The 18,545-nt window shown below is 71.0% G+C and carries 17 protein-coding genes and 1 pseudogene; 7 read left to right on the forward strand and 11 right to left on the reverse strand.

Going from position 1 to position 18,545, the window contains the following annotated elements:
• The first annotated feature begins 36 nt into the window (after positions 1 to 36).
• Complete coding sequence (locus HG542_RS28065) at positions 37 to 1,176, forward strand: FAD-dependent oxidoreductase (RefSeq protein WP_171086245.1); 1,140 nt, start codon at positions 37 to 39, stop codon at positions 1,174 to 1,176.
• Positions 1,177 to 1,185: 9 nt separating this feature from the next.
• Here HG542_RS28065 and HG542_RS35470 read toward each other — a convergent pair whose 3' ends face one another.
• Positions 1,186 to 1,323, reverse strand: a complete 138-nt coding sequence (locus tag HG542_RS35470; protein WP_229922628.1) for a hypothetical protein — start codon at positions 1,321 to 1,323, stop codon at positions 1,186 to 1,188.
• Between the two features lie 240 nt (positions 1,324 to 1,563).
• Between HG542_RS35470 and HG542_RS28075 the strand changes: the two are divergent.
• The 4 genes and pseudogenes from HG542_RS28075 to HG542_RS28090 all read left to right on the forward strand — a co-directional run.
• Positions 1,564 to 2,229: pseudogene (locus HG542_RS28075) on the forward strand (NADP-dependent oxidoreductase); the annotation flags it as partial.
• A gap of 24 nt (positions 2,230 to 2,253) precedes the next feature.
• On the forward strand, positions 2,254 to 2,574 hold the full coding sequence (locus HG542_RS28080; protein WP_171086248.1) for an NIPSNAP family protein: 321 nt from the start codon (positions 2,254 to 2,256) through the stop codon (positions 2,572 to 2,574).
• Between the two features lie 10 nt (positions 2,575 to 2,584).
• Positions 2,585 to 3,028, forward strand: a complete 444-nt coding sequence (locus HG542_RS28085) for a GlcG/HbpS family heme-binding protein (RefSeq protein WP_171086250.1) — start codon at positions 2,585 to 2,587, stop codon at positions 3,026 to 3,028.
• A 103-nt stretch (positions 3,029 to 3,131) separates the two neighbouring features.
• Positions 3,132 to 4,100, forward strand: a complete 969-nt coding sequence (locus HG542_RS28090) for an alpha/beta hydrolase (protein ID WP_171086252.1) — start codon at positions 3,132 to 3,134, stop codon at positions 4,098 to 4,100.
• 145 nt (positions 4,101 to 4,245) lie between these two features.
• Here the strand turns inward: HG542_RS28090 and HG542_RS28095 are convergent, their stop codons facing one another.
• From HG542_RS28095 to HG542_RS35840, 9 genes are all read right to left on the reverse strand, one after another.
• The gene (locus HG542_RS28095; RefSeq protein ID WP_171086254.1) at positions 4,246 to 5,487 is read right to left on the reverse strand and encodes an MFS transporter; all 1,242 of its coding nucleotides are present in this window, start codon (positions 5,485 to 5,487) and stop codon (positions 4,246 to 4,248) included.
• A gap of 31 nt (positions 5,488 to 5,518) precedes the next feature.
• The gene (locus HG542_RS28100) at positions 5,519 to 6,280 is read right to left on the reverse strand and encodes an SDR family NAD(P)-dependent oxidoreductase (RefSeq protein ID WP_171086255.1); all 762 of its coding nucleotides are present in this window, start codon (positions 6,278 to 6,280) and stop codon (positions 5,519 to 5,521) included.
• Positions 6,277 to 6,534 (reverse strand): acyl carrier protein, encoded by a 258-nt coding sequence (locus tag HG542_RS28105; protein ID WP_171086258.1) that lies wholly within the window; start codon positions 6,532 to 6,534, stop codon positions 6,277 to 6,279. Before HG542_RS28105 ends, HG542_RS28100 begins: the two co-directional genes overlap by 4 nt.
• Before the next feature lie 38 nt (positions 6,535 to 6,572).
• Positions 6,573 to 7,820 (reverse strand): aminotransferase class I/II-fold pyridoxal phosphate-dependent enzyme, encoded by a 1,248-nt coding sequence (locus HG542_RS28110; RefSeq protein WP_171086260.1) that lies wholly within the window; start codon positions 7,818 to 7,820, stop codon positions 6,573 to 6,575.
• Positions 7,817 to 9,784: a condensation domain-containing protein gene (locus tag HG542_RS28115; protein ID WP_171086262.1), complete on the reverse strand. Its 1,968-nt coding sequence runs from the start codon at positions 9,782 to 9,784 to the stop codon at positions 7,817 to 7,819. Before HG542_RS28115 ends, HG542_RS28110 begins: the two co-directional genes overlap by 4 nt.
• A gap of 10 nt (positions 9,785 to 9,794) precedes the next feature.
• On the reverse strand, positions 9,795 to 11,063 hold the full coding sequence (fabF, locus tag HG542_RS28120) for a beta-ketoacyl-ACP synthase II (protein ID WP_229922629.1): 1,269 nt from the start codon (positions 11,061 to 11,063) through the stop codon (positions 9,795 to 9,797).
• Positions 11,060 to 12,748 (reverse strand): thiamine pyrophosphate-binding protein, encoded by a 1,689-nt coding sequence (locus HG542_RS28125; RefSeq protein WP_171086264.1) that lies wholly within the window; start codon positions 12,746 to 12,748, stop codon positions 11,060 to 11,062. Before HG542_RS28125 ends, fabF begins: the two co-directional genes overlap by 4 nt.
• A 5-nt stretch (positions 12,749 to 12,753) precedes the next feature.
• Positions 12,754 to 15,393 carry an aldehyde dehydrogenase family protein gene (locus tag HG542_RS28130; RefSeq protein WP_255316272.1) on the reverse strand — a complete coding sequence of 880 codons (2,640 nt, stop codon included), beginning with the start codon at positions 15,391 to 15,393 and terminating at the stop codon, positions 12,754 to 12,756.
• A 114-nt stretch (positions 15,394 to 15,507) separates the two neighbouring features.
• Positions 15,508 to 16,317, reverse strand: a complete 810-nt coding sequence (locus tag HG542_RS35840; protein WP_171086268.1) for an acyl-CoA dehydrogenase — start codon at positions 16,315 to 16,317, stop codon at positions 15,508 to 15,510.
• 402 nt (positions 16,318 to 16,719) lie between these two features.
• Between HG542_RS35840 and HG542_RS28140 the strand changes: the two genes are divergently transcribed.
• Positions 16,720 to 17,712, forward strand: coding sequence for a 4,5-dihydroxyphthalate decarboxylase (locus HG542_RS28140; RefSeq protein ID WP_171086270.1), 993 nt, complete (start codon positions 16,720 to 16,722; stop codon positions 17,710 to 17,712).
• A gap of 153 nt (positions 17,713 to 17,865) precedes the next feature.
• Here HG542_RS28140 and HG542_RS28145 read toward each other — a convergent pair whose 3' ends face one another.
• Positions 17,866 to 18,105, reverse strand: coding sequence for a cupredoxin domain-containing protein (locus tag HG542_RS28145; RefSeq protein ID WP_227727825.1), 240 nt, complete (start codon positions 18,103 to 18,105; stop codon positions 17,866 to 17,868).
• Here HG542_RS28145 and HG542_RS35480 point away from each other — a divergent pair.
• Positions 18,098 to 18,229: a hypothetical protein gene (locus tag HG542_RS35480; protein ID WP_255316273.1), complete on the forward strand. Its 132-nt coding sequence runs from the start codon at positions 18,098 to 18,100 to the stop codon at positions 18,227 to 18,229. The genes HG542_RS28145 and HG542_RS35480 overlap by 8 nt on opposite strands.
• Positions 18,230 to 18,545 lie beyond the last annotated feature (316 nt).

The following is an 18,545-nucleotide window of genomic DNA, read 5'->3' on the forward strand; positions in this document are numbered from 1 at the left end:
CCGCATCGATCCGCAAGGAGTACAAGGAGTACCGGCATGACGACCCATCACCCGATTGCGATCGTGGGCGCCGGCCTCGGCGGCCTCACCCTGGCCCGTGTCCTGCACGTGAACGGCATCCAGGCCACCGTGTTCGAACTCGACGCCTCACCGGCCGCCCGCACCCAGGGCGGCATGCTCGACATCCACGAGGACTCCGGCCAGGCCGCCCTGCACGCCGCCGGCCTGCACAAGGAGTTCCGCGCCCTGGTCCACCCCGGCGGCGAGGCGATGCGGATCCTCGACCGGCACGCCACCGTCCACCTCACCGAGGAGGACGACAGCAGCAGCGGCCGTCCCGAGGTCGACCGCGGCCACCTGCGCGACCTGCTGCTCGGCTCGCTGCCGCCGGGCACCGTCCGCTGGGGCACGAAGGTGACCGGCGCGCACCCGCTCGGCGACGGACGCCACGAGGTGGTCCTCTCCGACGGCACCGCCTTCACCACCGACCTGCTGGTCGGTGCGGACGGCGCCTGGTCCAGGATCCGTCCGCTCGTCTCCGACGCCACGCCCGCCTACACGGGTGTGTCCTTCGTCGAGTCGGACCTGCCGGACGCCGATGCCCGCCACCCCGGCAGTGCGGCCGTCGTCGGCGGCGGCATGCTCTTCGCCCTCGGTGACGGCAAGGGCTTCCTCGCCCACCGCGAGACCGACGGCAGCCTGCACGTCTACACCGCGCTGACGATCAGTCAAAACTGGGTGGACGGCGTCGACTTCACCGACACCGCCGCCGCCAAGGCGGCCGTCCTGGCACACTTCGCAGACTGGGACCCGAGCCTGCGAGCGCTCGTCGCCGACGCCGACGGCCCCCTGGTGCCGCGAGCCATCTGCGCCCTGCCCGTCGACCATCGCTGGGACCGCGTTCCCGGCGTCACCCTGCTCGGCGACGCCGCTCACCTGATGTCCCCGTTCGCCGGGGAAGGCGCCAACCTCGCCATGCTCGACGGCGCCGAACTCGGTCGGGCCATCGCCGCCCGTCCCGGCGACACCGAAGCCGCCCTCACTGCCTACGAGCAGGCGCTCTTCCCGCGCAGCCGGGCCGCGGCCGCGATGTCCGCCGCCAACCTCCGCATCTGCTTCCGCGACGATGCCCCACAGGGACTGCTGGACCAGTTCGCCACCCACCGGGCGGCCTGACCCCCGAGTTCAGCTCCCCCACCGGTCGGCCGACTCCGATCCGCCGGTGTTGTCGATGTTCTCCTCGACCCAGGTGCGCAGCAGATTGAGCGGGACGGCGGCGCTCTTGCCCAGGGCGGTGAGCGCGTACTCGACGTGCAACGGCACCGCCGGATAGACGGTGCGGTCGACCAGGCCGAAGTCCTCCAGGCGGCGCCTTGGGGCTGATGCCCTGGAGCCGGCGCTGCAGTGCGCCGAAACGTTGCGGTCCGTCCTCGAGTGCGCCGATGGCCAGCGCGGACCACTTGTTGGCCAGCAGGTCGAGCAGGGCTCGGCAGGGACACTGCGCGGCGTCCGCAAACACGATGCGCGCAGTTGTCCAGGACGGTTTCGGCGGCCCGGAGCGCGGCCGGCGGCTACGCCGAGTACGTCACGGCCCCCGCCCGCCAGTTCGCACGCAAGCCCGCCACCGTGGGACACGAGGAGGCCGCGGCCGTGCCGCTCGCGGCGCTGACCGCCTGGCAGGCGCTGGTGGACACCGCAGAACTCCGCGCAGGGCAGCGGGTGTTGATCCACGCCGCCGCCGGTGGCGTCGGCCACTTCGCGGTCCAGTTCGCCGAGCACCTGGGCGCGTACGTCCTCGCCACCGCCAGCGGCGGCCGCCATGCCTGGCTCAAGGAGCTGGGCGCCGACGAGGTCATCGACTACACCACGGTCCGCTTCGAGGACGTCGCGCGTGACGTCGATGTCGTGATCGACCTGGTCGGCGACATCCATGACAGGACGAGCATGCGTTCGCTGGAGGTGCTGCGCCCGGACGGTCTGCTGGTCGCCATCCCGGCCGGCGTCTCCCCCGAACTGGCCGATGCCGCACGGGCCCGCGGGGTCCGGGTCACCCCGTTCCTGGTCGAGCCGGACGGTGCGGCCCTGACCCGCATTGCCGAGCTCATCGATGCCGCGGAGGTCGTGGTCGAAGTCGAGGACGTCTTCCCGCTGGAGCAGGCCGCCCTGGCCCACACCCGGGGTGAGAACGGCCGCACCCGCGGCAAGCTCGTCCTCCGCGCCACGGCCTGACCCCCACCCGAAAGGAACGCCCGCATGTTCTACGAGATCCGGCGCTACCAGAGCCTGCCCGGCCGCCGCGCGGAGTGGATCGGCTACATGGAGGACGTGGTCATCCCCTTCCAGACCGCCAACGGGATGACGGTCACCGCGTCCTTCGCCGACGAGGAGGACGAGGACGGTTACGTCTGGATACGACGCTTCGAGAGCGAGGCCCGGCGCGAGAAGCTGTACGCGGCCGTCTACGAGAGCGACCGGTGGAAGAAGGAGATCGGGCCTGTGGTGCACGGCCTGCTGATACCGGAGAGGTCCGTCGTCACCCGCGTCACCCCCACGCCCGCCTCACCCTTGCAGTAGAGGAGCTCCCATGACCACGGACACCGCCCCCCCCATGTCGTCCGCCGACTCCTCGATCACCCGGGCCGCGGCCGGCGCGTTGATCGCGGCCGTGCACGCGGCCGCGGCCCGGACCGGCTTCGAGGCGGCTGTCGCCGTCACCGATGCCGGGGGTCATCTGAAGGCGTTCGACCGCGCCGACGACACCCCGTTCCTCACCGCCGAGGTCGCCGTCGACAAGGCCTGGACCGCCGCGTCGTTCCGGACCGCCACCCACGTGTGGAACGCGTACCTGACCGACCAGCAGATCGCGCCTCTGGCCCACCACCCCCGCCTGATGGCGGTCGGCGGCGGCTACCCGATCGTTGCCGGCGGCCGGTGCATCGGTGGCCTGGGCATCTCCGGCGGCACGTACGAGCAGGACCGGCAGGCCGCGGAGGCCGCCCTGTCCTCCCTCGGCTTCGACCTGCCCTGACGGCCCGCCCGCTGCCGATCGGTACTCTCCGCGCCCTCTCCCCCGCCCGACACGTCTCCGCACCGGAGCCGTCAACCAGCCCCGCCCTCATGGAGGTTCAGCCGTGACCGACCACACCGATGCCGCACCGGCCCTGGAGCCGGCCGCGGCCGAGTTCGCCGCCGCGACCGCCGAGCCGCCCTTCCTCTTCGACCTCGGCCCGGTCGAGGGCCGCAAGGCCGTCGACCAGGTCCAGTCCGGGGACATCACCAAGCCCGCCGTCGACGAGAAGTGGCTCACCGTCCCGGGCGGTCCCACCGGATCGGTACGCACCCGGATCGTCCGGCCCGAGGGTGCCACCGGCCCGTTGCCGGTGATCGTCTACCTGCACGGCGCGGGCTGGGTGTTCGGCAACGCCCACACGCACGACCGCCTGGTGCGCGAACTCGCCGTCGGCGCGGGGGCCGCGGTGGTGTTCCCGGAGTACGACCTGTCCCCCGAGGCCCGCTACCCGGTCGCCGTCGAGCAGAACTTCGCGGTCGCCCGCTGGGTCGTCACCGACGGCGCCGCCGAGGAGCTGGACGCCACCCGCATCGTGGTCGCCGGCGACTCGGTCGGCGGCAACATGGCCGCCGCCCTCACGCTCATGGCGAAGGAGCGCGGCGGCATCCCGCTCGCCGGGCAGGTGCTCTTCTACCCGGTCACCGACGCCTCCTTCGACACACCCTCCTACCACCGGTTCGCCACCGGCTACTTCCTGCGCCGCGACGCCATGCAGTGGTTCTGGGACCAGTACACGACCGACCCGGCCCAGCGCGCCCGGATCACCGCCAGTCCGCTGCGCGCCACCGTCGACCAACTTCAGGGCCTGCCACCGGCGTTGGTCATCACCGCCGAGGCCGACGTCCTGCGCGACGAGGGCGAGGCGTACGCCGCGAAGCTGCGCCAGGCCGGCGTCCGCGTCACCAGCACCCGCTACCCCGCGATCATCCACGACTTCGTGATGCTCGACGCGCTGCGCGGCACCCGGGCCGCCGAAGGCGCCCTCACCCAGGCCATCGGCTTCCTGCGTCACGCCTTCGGAACCGACTGAACTGCACATCAGCCTTCAGCCCCGTCGGGTGGGTTGCGAAGACCGCCGGGGGCGGTGAGCGGGTGCCCCGGGCCCAACGGCCGACGACGTGTCCGGCCCGGGACGAACGGGTCGTCGGGCTGCCCCTTTTCGAGCCGCGACACGGTCAGCGCAAGGAGCGGATCGCCGGGCTCGCGGCGACCAGGCCGGCGCATGCCAGGACGGCGCTGCCGCAGATCAGGAACAGCGTCGTCGTGCCGAACGGGAGCAGGACACCGGCGACCACGTAGGAGAACGGGTCCAACGCCAGCGTTGCCAGCACGACGAGGCTCATGACCCGGCCCAGCAGTTGCTCGGGCACTCGCTCCTGCAGAGTGGCCACGACGACCACTCCGAGAAACGCGGACCCGATGCCGATGAGCGAGACGACCGCCGTGGCGGCGACGACATGGGTGACGGCGGCGAGTCCGGCCATGCCTGCGCCGATCGCCGCGACCCCGCCGACCACGGTCCAGCCGCGCCGGGCCGGCGGCCGCCACCCGGCCATGAGTGAGCCGGCCAGCGAACCGACACCGAAGCCGGAGAGCACGACACCCAAGGACCCCGCGCCACCGAGGCGTTGATCGGCGAGCACCGCGCCGCCCACGAGCACGGGGCCCACGACCGCAAGGTTGATCAGGGCGATGGCTGCCAGCATTCCTCGCACCAGCGGTTCGTGCCAGGCGTATCCCAAGCCCGCGCCGAGGGCACGCGCATTGCTGAGCTGCTCACCGCCGTCGGCGTCCTGACCGGCGTCGTCCCCGGCGCCTTCGCCACGTCGTACCACGCGGACGAGCGTGCTGAGGGCGACGGCGGCCGACGCGGCCAACGCCGTTATCCCACCGAGCGTCGCATCGAAGCCGACTGCGGCGATGGCTCCGGCGGCCACTGCCGGGCCGACCAGATCGCCCCCCGACTCCGCGCCCTGCACCAGCGCGTTGACCCGGGAGAGCTTCTCCGTCGGCACGATGGCGGGCAGCAACGCCAGGGCCCCCGGGAAGTATGCGGCGTCGGCGGCGCCGAGCAGCCCGCCGAGCACGGCGACCGTCGTCACCGATGGTGAGGTGAAGGTGACCAGGGCGCCGAGGGCGAGCAGGACGGCGACCCGGAGCCAGGAGGCGCCCGCCATGACACGGGCGGGACCGAGGCGGTCGACCAGCACTCCCGCGGGGAGCAGGAGCGCCGCCCGCGGCAGCGCCACGGCCACGAGGACGAGCCCTGTGGCGACGCCGGGTTCCGACAGCTCGAGCACGAAGAGCGTGAGCCATACGATGAACAGCGCATCGACCACGGCCGCCAGTCCCTGGCCCATGACCAGGCGGCGCAGGTGGGGATCGCCGAGCGGTTCGCGCTGAAGGGTCGACGACATGAGGTGCTTCCTCACTGGTGATCGGGCTGCGCTATGCGATGTGCGTGCCCCCGTCCACGGTCAAGGTGGTGCCGGTGATGTAGGACGCCGCGTCGGAGACGAGGAAGACCAGAGCCGCAGCGAGCTCCTCGGGCTGCCCGATGCGGCCCGAGAGCACCCGCGGCATCATCGCCTCCAGGTAGCCCTCGGCGTAGCCGTCGGTCATCGCGGAGGTGAAGAGGCCCGGCGCGAGGGCGTTCACGCGGATGCCCTTGCCGGGGGTCCACTGCTGGGCGAGATCGCGGGTGAGCCCGAGGATCCCGGCCTTCGACGCCGAGTAGGCGGCCTGCGGCAGACCGCCGGTGACCAGCGCGAGGATGCTCGACACATTGACGATGGCGCTGCCGGGCGGCATCACCGCACCCGCGGCCTGGGCCATCCAGTAGGAGCCGTTGAGATTGATGTCGATGACCTCGCGGAACTGTTCCGGTGTCTCCTCCGTCGCGGGGTGTTCGCTGCTGATACCGGCGTTGTTGACGAGAATGTCCACCCGACCGAATGCGTGCACAGCCGCGTCGACCAGCGCGCGGCAGTCCTCCGGCTCGGCAACGTCGGTACGCACGGCGACGGCCCGGCGGCCGAGCTTCTCGACGGCCGTGCGCACGGCCTCCAGCCTCTCGATGCGCCGCGCCGCGAGCACGACATCGGCGCCGGCCTCGGCCACCGCGGTGGCAAAGGCGATCCCCAGCCCGGAGGAGGCGCCGGTGACGACGGCGACGCGACCGTCGAGCCGGAAGCGGTCCAGGACGCTCAAGGCCGCCCGGCCTTGTGGTGATTGACGACGTAGCTCACCGCGTCGCCGACGGTCCTCAACTTCGCGGCCTGATCGTCGGGGATCTGCACCTCGAAGGTGTCCTCGAGCTGCACGGTGATCTCCACCATCGAGAGGGAGTCGATGTCGAGGTCGTCGGTGAAGGACTTCTCTGTGGTCACGTCGGCGGAGTCGATGCCGGTGACCTCTTCGACGATCTTGGCAAGGGCGTCGAGGATGTCGGTGGTGTTCACCACGGGTACCTCCTTCTCGGAATGTCGGAACGGGGTCGATGTCAGAGACCGAGGCGCCGTCGGTAGGCGAGGAGGGTGCGCAGGAAGCCGTCCATCTGCTCCTCGGTGTGGCCCGCGTGCGGGAACAGGCGCAGGAGTGCCTGGTTCCGTGCGACGGCCGGGTAGGAGAAGACGGGGACGAGGTAGCCGTCCTCGACGAACCACTCCCGCATCTGCAGGGCGGCGGCGTCGTTCCCGATCGGCACCGAGAGCATGTACGACTCGGTCGGCGTCGTCGGCGTGCCGGCTTCGTTCATCTGCCGGCGGAGGCGGGCGGCGTGCGCCAGGTAGTCGTCGACGATTTCCGGTTTGCCTGCGAGGACGTCGATCGTGCGCTCGGCGGCGTAGGCGGTGGGTGGCTGGATGGCGGCCGTGAACATCGAGGTGCCGGAGAGCAGTTCGAAGGCGTCGATGGCCACCGCCGGTCCGGCGATCGCGCCGCCTTCCAGACCGACGGCTTTCGACAGCGACACCATGACGAAGTCGGCTCGCTCCCGGATCGCAGCCGCTTCCCGGGCGTACGGGCGGTTCTCGGGCCCGTAGACCATGAAGCCGTTCGCATCGTCGATCATGCTGATGGCGCCGTGCCGGTCGCACTCGTCGAGAATCTCCACGATCGGCCCCATGGTGCCGTCGGCCGAATAGATGCTCTCGGCGATCACCACGGTCTTGCGGGCCCGGGTCCGGTTCAGGATGCGTGCCAGGTCGGAGACGTCGTTGTGCCGGAACGCGTGGACGTTGCGGCCGTAGCCGAGTCCCTCGACGCCTTTCCAGATACTCCAGTGGACGTCGCGGTCGACGACGAAGACGGTGTCGCGGTTGCGGACTTCGATCCCGGCATCGAAGTGCGCAGAGCTGCTCATGGCGTGGACGAACCCGATGTTGGCCAGGAGCCCCGTGGCGAAGCTGATGGCCTGCTCCTTGCCGGTGTGGCGGGCGATCGTCTCCTCCAGCGCCCGGTGCGGGCGGCAGATCCCCTGGGTCATCCTGGATCCGCTGGTGCTCAGGCCGTGGGCGAGCGCACCCTCGGCGAAATGACGCCGTACCGGGACGTGGCGCTCCAGATCGAGGAAGCTGATGCTGGCGAAGTTCACCAGCTCGCGGCCGTTGCGGACGATGGTCGGCCCGACGGGACCGTCCACCACCGGCGGGCGGTATGCCGTGTCGTGCGTGTTCGCCTCGACGAAAGCGGCGAAGCCCCACGGGGCCAGGCGGTCCACGGACGGTGCAGTGCTGCGGGACGCGGTCATGGCGAGGCTTCTCCTCCATGATGGGCGCGGGTCGGCAAGGGCTCCAGGGCTGCGGCGAGGTGGCCGAGCGAGGCCGTTCCGGCCAGTTCGTCCGGCGCGATCCCGGTGAAGCCGGACTGGTGGAGCAGCGCCAGCAGACGGGGGATGGCGACCAGGGTGACCCCGTGGTCGGCGAGGCAACGGTTCATGTCCACGGCATCGGGGCTGTGGAAGGTGCCGGCCGGCAGGCCGCCGGGGCCGACAGCGGCCACGGCGGCGGCCAGGGCCCGTTCGGTGCCCGTCGCTGGCGGGCGCGACGGGATCCGCGGCGTTGTCGCGCCGCCGGTGGCGGTGCGGAACTGGTCGGGCGGACGGCCGGGTTCGAGGCCGGCCGGGGACAGGACGTAGCGGCCCGGGGCCATGATGCCGGGCACTTCGCCGAGTTGGTCCAGGACGTGGCGGTGCACGTCGTCGGGGATGACATCAGGGGCGACGCGTGCGTGCGCGACGAGGTGCGGTTCGCCGCCGTCCCCCGCGGTGTCCACGCCGGGCGCCACTGTCGCGTCGAGCACTCCGGGGTGGCTGCGCAACACGTCTTCGACCCTGGTCAAGGACACCCATCCCTGCGGGGCGCGCCACCATCCGGAGGCGGCCGGTGTGAGCGGGCGTGCCGGGACCGGGCACTCGGCGCCGTCGGCGAGCTCGCGCAGGAGACCGCACAGCCGGGCGGGCAACGCCAAGGCCTGCTCGGCGTCGAGCAGATGGTCCCCGACGGTGACATCGAGGGTGATGAATCCCGCGTCGCGGCTGAAGTCGACGTAGAGCGTCTCGCAGGGCTCGTCGGGCGCGCTGCTGATCCAGGTGGCGGACCCGTCCGGCGGAGTGTTCTGCGCGGGGACCAGGTAGTCGCGCGGCCACGAGTAGCAGTTGTACTCGATGGCGGGCACGGTCACGACACCGCGGCGCCGGTCCATGCGGGCCTGGGCGGCGACCAGTTCCGCGGGGCGCCACCGACCGTGCCGGTAGGCCGCGGCGGAGGCGGTGGCGACCGAGGCGACCACCTCGCCGAACGCCGCGCCCGGGCGGAGGTCGATCTGTACCGGAACCGTCAGGGCCCGGACGCCGATGCTGTTCCGCAGAGCGGCCCGGGCCCGGTTGGAGACCACCACCGAGGCGAGGAACCGGTGTTCGCCGGTGCGGGTGGCGACATCGCGGGCCAGCGCCGCGAGCACAACGGCCTCCGGGCTGGCCCGATGTCGCCGGGCGACGCGGTCGAGATCGTCGTACGCGTCCGCCGAGCGGTGCTGGAGACGGTGGCGTCCGCCGCCGCCGTCGGTCCCGCCGAACGGGGCCAGCACCCCTGTGGGGTTGCTCGCGAGACGCATGAGCCACTCACGCTCCGCCGCGCGGGCGCGCTCCGGGGGCTGGGCGGCGACCGTGTCGAGCGGGTGCACGGATACCAACGGTACGCAGTCGCCGCGCAGTTGGTCGTGCAGCTGGTTGATCAGTACCGCCAGCCCCCATCCGTCGATCACGACGTGGTGGGCGGCCACCAGGACCGCACGCGGCTTCCCCGCCTCGATCAACACCCGTGCGCGCCAGGGAGGTTCCCGCTCGGGATCGATCGGACGGGCGGCCAGCTCTGCTGTGGCGGCCTCCAGGGTGCCGGCATCGACGGCAGGGACGTCGACGTGGTCGACCGGCAGCGGGGCCCAGTCCGCGCGGTGGACGTGCTGTATCGGGCGGAGCGGGTCGACCGTGGTGCGCAGCGCCTCGTGGCGGGCGGTGAGGGACGCGAGCGCCGCGTGGATGTCGGCGACGGTTGCCGGGGGCGGGACGTGGCAGTGGTCGGCGAGCGGCGTCGGGTTCACCCGCCGTGGTGAGGGAATGGTGCGTTCGAACCAGTGCCACTGCTGGACCCAGGTCAGCGGCCCGCTGCGGGTGACGGTGGCGGGGCACGGGGCCGGTTCCGGAAGGTGGTTCACCGTCGGGACCTCATATTGCCCGGACCACGAGAGCCGCGTTGTGGCCGCCGAAGCCGAACGAGTTGCTGAGGGCGGTCCGCAGACGCCCGTGGTGCTGAGCCCGGTGCGGCACGAAGTTGATGTCCGGGTCGATGGGCTCGTCGCAGTTGACGGTCGGCGGGACGTCACCTGTGCGGAGGGCCTGGATCGCGGCCACGAGCTCGACCGCCCCGGCGGCACCGATCATGTGCCCGGTCATCGACTTGGTGGAGCTGACCGGGATGCGGGTGACACGATCACCCAGCACCTTGCGCAGGACGGCCGTCTCGACGGCGTCGTTCAGCAGCGTTCCGGTGCCGTGCGCGTTCACATAGTCCACGTCCGCCCCCGATATCCCCGCGTCGCGCAGCGCGGCCTCGACGGCAAGGCACGCGCCCCGTCCCTCCGGATGCGGGGCGGTCCAGTGATGGGCGTCGGAACTCGCTCCGTAGCCCGTGAGTTCGGCCAGGACCGTCGCCCCTCGCCTGTCGGCCGTTTCGGCGGCCTCCAGCACCACCACGGCGGCTCCCTCGCTCATCACGAACCCGTCGCGATGCGCATCGAACGGCCGGCACGCCGCGGTCGGGTCGTCGTTGCGCCGGGACAGCGCGCGGGCGTTGCCGCTGCCCGCGAGGTCGACAGCGGTGACGCAGGCGTCGGCGCCGCCGGCGAGGACGATGTCGGCCTCCCCATGGCCGATCATGCGCATCCCCGCCCCCACCGCGTCGGCGCCGCTGGCACACGCCGTGCTCTGGGCACGGCTGGGCCCCTGGGTGCCGAGACGCATGCTGATCTCGCCGACAGCGCTGTCCATGGCGGTGGTGACCTGGGTGAACGGGCTGATGGCCCGCGGCCCTTTGTCGCGGAGCGTGTTCGCGGCGCGGTAGATCGACCCGACCGGTCCGTACCCACTGCCGATGATCACGGCGACCCGTGGTGCCAGGCGGTCGTCGACGACGAGTCCGGCATGCTCGCAGGCCTCCAGCGCCGCGGCGAGGGCGTACTGCGCGTACGGGTCGGCGCGACGGCTGACCGTCGGCGGCATGTAGCGGCCGGGTGTGAATCCGCGGACCTGGCCGCCGATCCGGACGCCGAGACCGGTCACGTCGATCGCGTCCACGGTGCCGATGCCGCTGCGCCCGGCGAGCATCGCCGTCCATGTCTCGTCGACGCTGTGCCCCAGCGGCGTCACCGCCCCGTACCCGGTGACCATCACCCGGCGCCGGCCCCGGCTGTGCCCGGCGCCGGCTCGCTCTGTCACTGGGGAACCACCCCGGCGTCGCGGAGGGCCGGAAGGACGTCATCGGGGGCGACCGGCACCATGAGCACAGCCGTGCCTCCCCGTGAGCAGAACCGCCGCGCGGCGAGAACCTCATCGGTCAGCGCGGCTTTGTCGCGCAGCACTCGACAGTGGATGTCCGGCCCGTCCACCACGGGCGGTGGCGCGCCCGGGCGGGTGAAGGGGTGGCGTTCGGCGTCGAGGCCGAGGCGGGCGCGTTGGGCGTCCAGCCAGCCGTAGCCGCCGTTGCACAGCACCACGTACAGGACGCCGCCGTGAGCCGGAGCGGTGACGGCGATGTCCGCGCGGGCCGCGAGGAATGCCCCGTCCCCGATGAACGCGGTGACCTCATGATCCGGGGCGGCCCGCTTGACCCCGATGGCCGCGGCCGCCCCGAAGCCCAACGGGGTCTGCTCCGACGGCACGATGGACCCGCCCCCGACGCGGAAGGGGAAGCCGTAGGACCACATGTCCTGCAGCCCGTTCTCCTGGACCAGCACGCGGGGCTCGCCGGCGGTGGCATCGAGCGCGGCGAGCAACTCGGCGATGCGGATCCCCGGCAGCGCCGCCGCGCGGGCCAATTCCGCTTCCACTGCGAGCGACATGGCCTTGCGGGCGGCGGCAACATCGTTCGTCCACGCCTCGGTCGCGTCTGCGTGCCCGGACTTGCCGTCCTCGTCCAGCGCCCGGGCCCAGCCGAGCACGGCATGCCGGGCGTCCCCGAGCACGCGCGGGCCCGGGAGTTCGGCCGACAGCCCGCCCGGATCGACGTTGACCTGCACCACCGGGACCGGGGGCCATGGTGTTCCGCCTTCGACGACCGTCTCCTCGAGTCGCCCGGCGAGCGACACCACCAGGTCGCAGGACGACCACAGTTCACGGGCGGGGGCAGCGGCGTAGAGGCCCGCCGCGCCGCAGAACAGCGGGTGGTGCTCGTCGACGGCACCGCGGCCGGAGGCGGTGGTGAAGAGCGCCGCGCCGAGGCGTTCGGCGAAGCGCTCGACCACCCCGTCGTCGTTGCGGTGCCGCATTCCGCCGCCCACCAGCACCACCGGGCGCCGGCTCGCGCGGATCGCCTCCAGTGCCGGTCCCGGCGTCACGGGTACGGACTCGAGGACCAGTGGTTCGGGCAGGGTTGGCCGCGGTCCGGTGACGAGGATCTCCGCCGTGCGGACGTCATCGGGTATCTCCAGGTACACGGGGCCGGACGGCGGCCCCACGGCTCGGGTCAGCGCCGTGACCGTCGCGGGGACGACCCGGTCCGGATGCCCCACCCGGTGCGCCCACCGCACGAGGGGCGCTGTCACGGCGACCTGGTCGAGTTCCTGGAATCCACCGCTGCCCCGGCGCCGTTCGGCCACGCCGGCGGCGAGCACGAGCACCGGCGCACCGGACTCCCGCGCCTCGAGCAGCCCCGTGGCCGCGTGCGTGACAGCCGGCCCCTTGCCCAGTGCGCATACCGCGAGCCTGCCCGACTGCAGCGCGTAACCCGTCGCCATGTACATCGCGTTGCGCTGGTCGCGGCACGGCACGAGGTCCAGTCCGGCAGCGTCGAGGGCGCGGAGCAACTCCAGATCGTCGCCGGGCAGCCCGAAGCAGGTGTCCACCTCGTGCGCCACCAGCAGGTCGACGATCGCGGACCAGGCGTCGGCGTAACGTTTGCTCACCCGGGTCACTTCCCACCCACCGCGGCCAGGGCGGCCGTTCGGAGTTTCTGCGCCACGGCCTGCGACATGAGCAGGGGTTCGGCGTGCCGCTCGCCGCCGTAGGAAAGGTAGTTCGCCCTCATCCCGAAGCCGCCGAACGGGCGGTTGCCGTCCTCGGCGTCGAGCAGCGTGTGGTCGACGCAGGTCCGGTGACGCTCGGACAGGACTTTCACCGTCTCCGGATCGTTTCCGTAGACCATCGCTCCCAGCGCGCGTTCGCTGAAGTAGGGGCTGGACAACCGTTCACGCAACCGCCTCGCACCGGGGTAGGCCACGACGTTGAACACCGGGGCGAACATCTCGGCAAGGGGGATCTTGTCGTCGAAGCCCCACAGCAGCACGGTCGGTTCGATCCTGCGGGACCGCAGATCGATGCACCCGCCGTGCCGGATGCGGCTCGCATGACGCACCAGGTAGTCCGAGCAGTTCACCAGCGCCGAGTCGTAGTGGATCGGACCGTAGTCGACGGCGGGATCGCTGTTGTCCCCGAAACGCAGCGAAGCGAGTTCGGCGGACAACAGGCCGATGAATTCCTCGGTGCGGCCCTGCGGTGCGAACACGACGTCGGGACCGAAACAGTCCTGGCCCGAATTGTGGAGCCGTATCCTCGTGACGTCGTGTACGGCGTGCGCAAGATCGGCGTCGGGTGCAATCACAAAGGGGTTGATTCCACGGCCGAAGAAGAGGAAGAGCTGGTCCTCCTCCAGCATTTCACGGACAGTCTCGGCATTGGAATAGTTACCGGTGAAGACAATGAGGTCCGCCTCGCGCACCGGCCCCGTCACGAACCTGCGCCGGCTGAGTTCGAAAATCTCGACGGGCAATCCGTGAACCGGCGCCAGCAGGGCATGTAATCGCTGGATCTGGCTTTTTATGTCGGAGGACGGCCGGAAGACGACGCGGTCGCTGTAGAGGGACGCCACAAGCAGGTGGAGCGCGTAGGAATAGAGCGGGATGTTGGAAGGCATGAAGACCGCGGCCAGCGGCACGCGGCCGGGCCGGACCCGGCGGATCTCCTCCTCCGCTCCGTCGAGGGTGCCGAGGAAGGAACGGATCTCCGCACCGGCGGTGTGGTGGGGCGAGATCTCCGTGAGGATCCTCATCACCGCGTCTTCGTTGTCGGCCACATACCGGCGCACGGCGCGCAACGCATCGACGCGATCGGCGAAGGGGATGCGGTAGTCGGGCGCACCGACGGTCGGGCCGGACGCGGTGACGTCGGTGGTCGTGTGGTGCGACACGGGCAGCGAGGTCATGGCGATCTTCTCCAGAACGGCCAGGTCGGTCTTTCCCGTGCTCGTCAGAGGCAACGCGGGAAGCACGACGATGTGGTCGGGCTGCTCGTAGCGGGCGAGCACGGGCCGCAGCACTCGCTTCCAGTGCGCAGGCCCGCGACCGTCCGGGTCCGCGATCACGAACACCAGGCGGCAGCCCAGACGTTCGTCGGGAACGGCGACGACCTCCGTCCGCGCGCCGGCCGACTCGGCCCGCTCGGCGAGGTGATCGGGATAGAGCGTGTGGCCGCCACGGTGCACGGCGCGCTTGCGCCCGACCGGGAACACGCGGCCCGCGTCGTCGAGCATGCCGATGTCGCCGGTGCGGTGAACGGGACTTGGAACCGGGACGATCTCGCCGTCCTCGCCCAGGTGACCGGTCATCAGGCCGTCGCTGCGCACGACGAGCTCGCCGAGCCGGCCGCTCGGAAGCGGCCTGCCGTGGTCGTCGTGGACTTCGACGACCACGCCGGGCAGCGGCGTACCGCACCCGACCGGATCGGCAGGGGGCGCCAGCGCGATGTTTCCCACCTCGGTGGCCCCATATCCGTCGAGCAGGTGCCGGCCCATGCGGGCATGGAACCGGGCCGCCAGGCTGCGCCCCAGCGGCGCGCCGCCCACGCACCAGGCTCGTACCGTCTCCAGCGCGTTCGCGAGAGCGGGACGACGGTCGAGCAGATTGAGCAGGCTGTAATAGGTCGACGGGACCCCGTCCACGATGGAGAGGCCGTGCTCCACGCCGACCGCAAGCGCATGGTCCAGGCGCGTCGTCGGTCCGTGGACCACCAGCGTGCCTCCGCCCAGCCACCAGCAGAGGACCAGCGACAGCCCGTATTGGTGGGAGTACGGCAGGACGGGCAGGAAGACGTCGTCAGGCCGGTATCCCATGCGTTCCGCGCTGAGCGCGAGGTTGTCGAGGATCGAACGACCGGAACGGACAATGCCCTTGGGGCTGCCCGTCGTACCCGACGACCACGAGATCGCGGCGTCCCGGCGCCGTGCCCAGGCCGCGACATCGGGCACGGCCGCCGTGTTCGCTACGGGCCGCGGCGCCGCGATGCCGCCCGTCCCGTCGCCCATTTCGAGCACCACGCGCGCCCGAGCGCTGATCCGCGATCGCTGTGCCGGGGTGGCCCGGTGGTCGGCCAGGACCACCGAGGCGTCGAGGTGAATGAGCGCGAGCAGATCGACGACCCATTCCCGGGAATTGGCCCCGCTCACCATCACCCGCGAACCGGGGCCGATACCGCGGCGCGCAAGACGTTCGGTGGCGCCGAATACGCGGGCCACGATTTCGTCTGTATCCCAGATGCGCCCCTCGGGCGAGATCAAGCGCCTTCTTAAAACGGGCAAACCGTGCTCCCTAACGCCAGGGGGTGTGTCCGACTTCCTGGGCGTGCACGTTCGTTAACCCATGTTCCGTTCAACAAGATACATCTAAAACGACTATCCCATGCCGTTAGGCCGGTGTCGAGTACGGCAACGATGCTCGCTGCGGAGAAGCTCGTCCGGTATCTCCAACAGCTCGGTCAGAGCTTCGGCACGGGGGACGAGGCGGCGGCAGATCTCGTTGATCCGCTCGGGCAGCGCGAGGACCTGCTGCGGCAGGAGCAGCCCGTGTGCGAGGTACCAGCCGGCGTGTGGTGCCGTCCGCTCAAGGCAGTGGAGACGGTACAGGTCGCGGAGGAGGGCGCGGGCCGTTGCGGGGACCTCCGGTGCGCGCCAGGCATCGCGCAGGGCCTCGGCCGTGGTGCGGGTGGCGTGGGCTTCGGCGAGGCGTTGGGCCAGTTCGGTCTGTGCGTTCCAGGTCGCGAAGCGGACGGTCCCGCCCTGGTCGTCCGTGTGCAGGGCCGAGGTGAGTTCGGTGTGCAGGAGGCGTTCCCGGGTGCGGAAGAGGCGCGGCCAGCTGCCCGGTGCGGTCTTGTCGTCCGGTGGCACGCAGTCGGGACAACTGGCCATGGCCCAGGCGGCGTCGAGCATGATGAGCCGGTTGTCGCCACCGGCGGACAGGAAGGCTGTGGTCAGGGCCTGGTAGTCGATCAGGCCGTGCTCCGGGAAGAAGCCGAGTGCGCCGGATGCCGAGCGGCAGCGGGTGACGGCCGAGTCCGCGAGGACGGCGACGGTGACCTTGTTCAGAGTCAGCGTGCGCATCTCGGCTGCCGAGGGCCCGGTGCCGACGCCGCCGCCGGGCGGGATGTGCCAGCTCCGGGTGGTCGCCCGGCGGGCGACAGCGGTGGCGGCCAGGCACGACGGCACGTGCGTCCGCCGACCGGACGAGCGACAGAGCGTCGTTGACCACTGCGAGATCGGTCTCGTCGAGGCCGGCCGTCCGGACATACGGATCCATCACAGCGAGCTCCCTCGACACGGCAACCGGCAGAGGTTCCCAGCCTGCCCGCCCGCGAGCCGCCCGGGCAATGACGCGCACATCTGCGCCCGCCCGAGCCGATCGCGCCACCTGGCGCAGTCATCACCCATCACAGGATCGGTCCGGCGCGCAGGTCGTCTGTGAAGGCGGCGGTGTCCGGACCTTCCCTTCATCGTGGATGAGCATTCACCTTGACGGTTCGGCGACGGCAGGACGACCGTAAAAGTGAACGACCATTCACGGAAGTGAGCTCCCCCCTCCCCCACGAACTACCCGACAGGAGTGCACTGATGGGCACGCGGTTGAGCGTCGGCGTCCACGCCTACGAACACACCCAGGCACTGTTCGACGGGCGGGTCGCGGTCGACGGGGTGGACGCGGTGTTCGAGACGGCACCCCTCGTCTCGGACATCTTCCGCCGGGCCGTCGAGGGGCGTTACGACCTTGCCGAGTTCGGTCTCACCTACTTCCTGCGCACCTTCGACCTCGGCGATGCGCCGTTCCTGGCGCTGCCGATCGTGCCCAACCGCAACTTCCGCCACTCGGCGATCTTCGTGAACGCCTCCTGCGGAATCGAGAAGCCGCAGGACCTCGCGGGCAGGACCATCGGCGAGTTCGCGCTCTACGGCCACGACGCCGGGATCTGGCCGAAGGGCATCCTGGCCGACGAGTACGGCGTGACCCCCGACCAGTGCCGCTGGGTCATCGGCGGCACCAACCACCCCCTCCCCGCATTCGACTGGGTCCCGCAGCCCGTCCCGGACGGCGTCGACGTGCGCCACGCGGAGGACGGCCGGACCCTGGGTGCCATGCTCGAATCCGGCGAGATCGACGCACTGATCTCCGTCGACGTGCCGCAGGCGGTGCTGAACGGCTCACAGAAGGTCGCCCGCCTGTTCCCCGACTACGAGGCCGTGGAGCGCGCCTACTACCGCCGCACCGGGATCTTCCCTCCGATGCACATCGTCGTGATCCGCAGGGAACTGGCACGTCGACAGGGCCTCGCACGCGCCGTCTACGACGCCTTCATGCGGGCCAAGGATCTGGCCGAGCAGAAGTATCTCGACGACGCCGCGAAGCAGCACATGAGCGTCATCACGCCGTGGTTCAGCGCTCTGTTCGAGGAGAACCGCCGACTGCTCGGCGACGACTGGTGGCCCTACGGGGTCGGCGCGAACCGCAAGGCCATCGACACCTTCCTGCGCTACCACCACGAACAGGGCCTGTCGAAGCGCCGATTGACGTGCGAGGACATCTTCGTGCCGGAACTCCTCGACACCTGAGGAGAGCGGCAACGACATTTCGGGGCCCGGAGCCGTCTGTTGTCACGAGCGACCCGGCCCCGTGAGCCAGGCAGCCTCGGGCCAGATCGTCACCATCTGAACCCACCCTGCAAAGCTATTGCCGTCCAGAACAACTCGCGCAGCGCAGGCGTCTCACTTCACCACGACGGTTCCGTGCATGTTCGGGTGGACCGTGCAGTAGTAGCTGAACGTCCCGGCTGAGTCGAACGTGTAACTGAAGGAACCGCCACGGTCGAGGCTCGGCGAATGCAGCGGGCCCGAACCGTCGCTGGTCACCGTGTGCGGAGCCGAATCGTCGTTGGTCCAGGTCACCTTGGTGCCCTTGCTGACAGTCAACGACGAGGGGGAATAAGCGAAGTCGGCAATGGCCACCGCCTTCGTGGCCGCCGCCGACGCCTTCGACGCCGAGGGAGCCGCCGTGGAGGCGGAGGGCGCGGCCTTCGAGCTCATCGAGGTCGAAGGGGCCACTGACGAAGGCGTTGCGGAAGGCCCGTGACCACCACCGCCCCCGGAGCATCCCCCCAGGGCGACTGTCCCGGTGGCGGTGGCGACGGCCACCAGTACTGCTGTGATACGGCGTCTGCGAGTCCAGGTACGTGTGCTTGTGCGAGTCATGAGGCCGGCCCGTTCCGTGTGCGAAGTGCCCGTGCGAAAACGGGCCGACACTATCCTTCGGCCGGACCGCCGTCCGGAATCGCCACGCCTGCGGGCGGAACCATCACCCCCACCGGCTCGGCCCGCGGCGGCGGCTGACGGTGCCAAGGCCGATGGCCGCGGCCCGTGGCAGCCACATATCAGGGCGCGACAGCGCC

It is taken from the genome of Streptomyces morookaense (genome assembly GCF_013030945.1).
In the GTDB taxonomy this organism is placed as follows: Bacteria; Actinomycetota; Actinomycetes; order Streptomycetales; family Streptomycetaceae; genus Streptomyces; species Streptomyces morookaensis.

Bases quoted from the DNA above. Each gene is read 5' to 3' on its own strand.
- HG542_RS28085 (WP_171086250.1), top strand. From the start codon at position 2,585: ATGACCACGGACACCGCCCCCCCCATGTCGTCCGCCGACTCCTCGATC.
- HG542_RS28095 (WP_171086254.1), bottom strand. From the start codon at position 5,487: ATGTCGTCGACCCTTCAGCGCGAACCGCTCGGCGATCCCCACCTGCGC.
- HG542_RS28110 (WP_171086260.1), bottom strand. From the start codon at position 7,820: ATGACCGCGTCCCGCAGCACTGCACCGTCCGTGGACCGCCTGGCCCCG.
- HG542_RS35480 (WP_255316273.1), top strand. From the start codon at position 18,098: ATGGCCACCGCCTTCGTGGCCGCCGCCGACGCCTTCGACGCCGAGGGA.
- HG542_RS28065 (WP_171086245.1), top strand. From the start codon at position 37: ATGACGACCCATCACCCGATTGCGATCGTGGGCGCCGGCCTCGGCGGC.
- HG542_RS28140 (WP_171086270.1), top strand. From the start codon at position 16,720: ATGGGCACGCGGTTGAGCGTCGGCGTCCACGCCTACGAACACACCCAG.
- HG542_RS28080 (WP_171086248.1), top strand. From the start codon at position 2,254: ATGTTCTACGAGATCCGGCGCTACCAGAGCCTGCCCGGCCGCCGCGCG.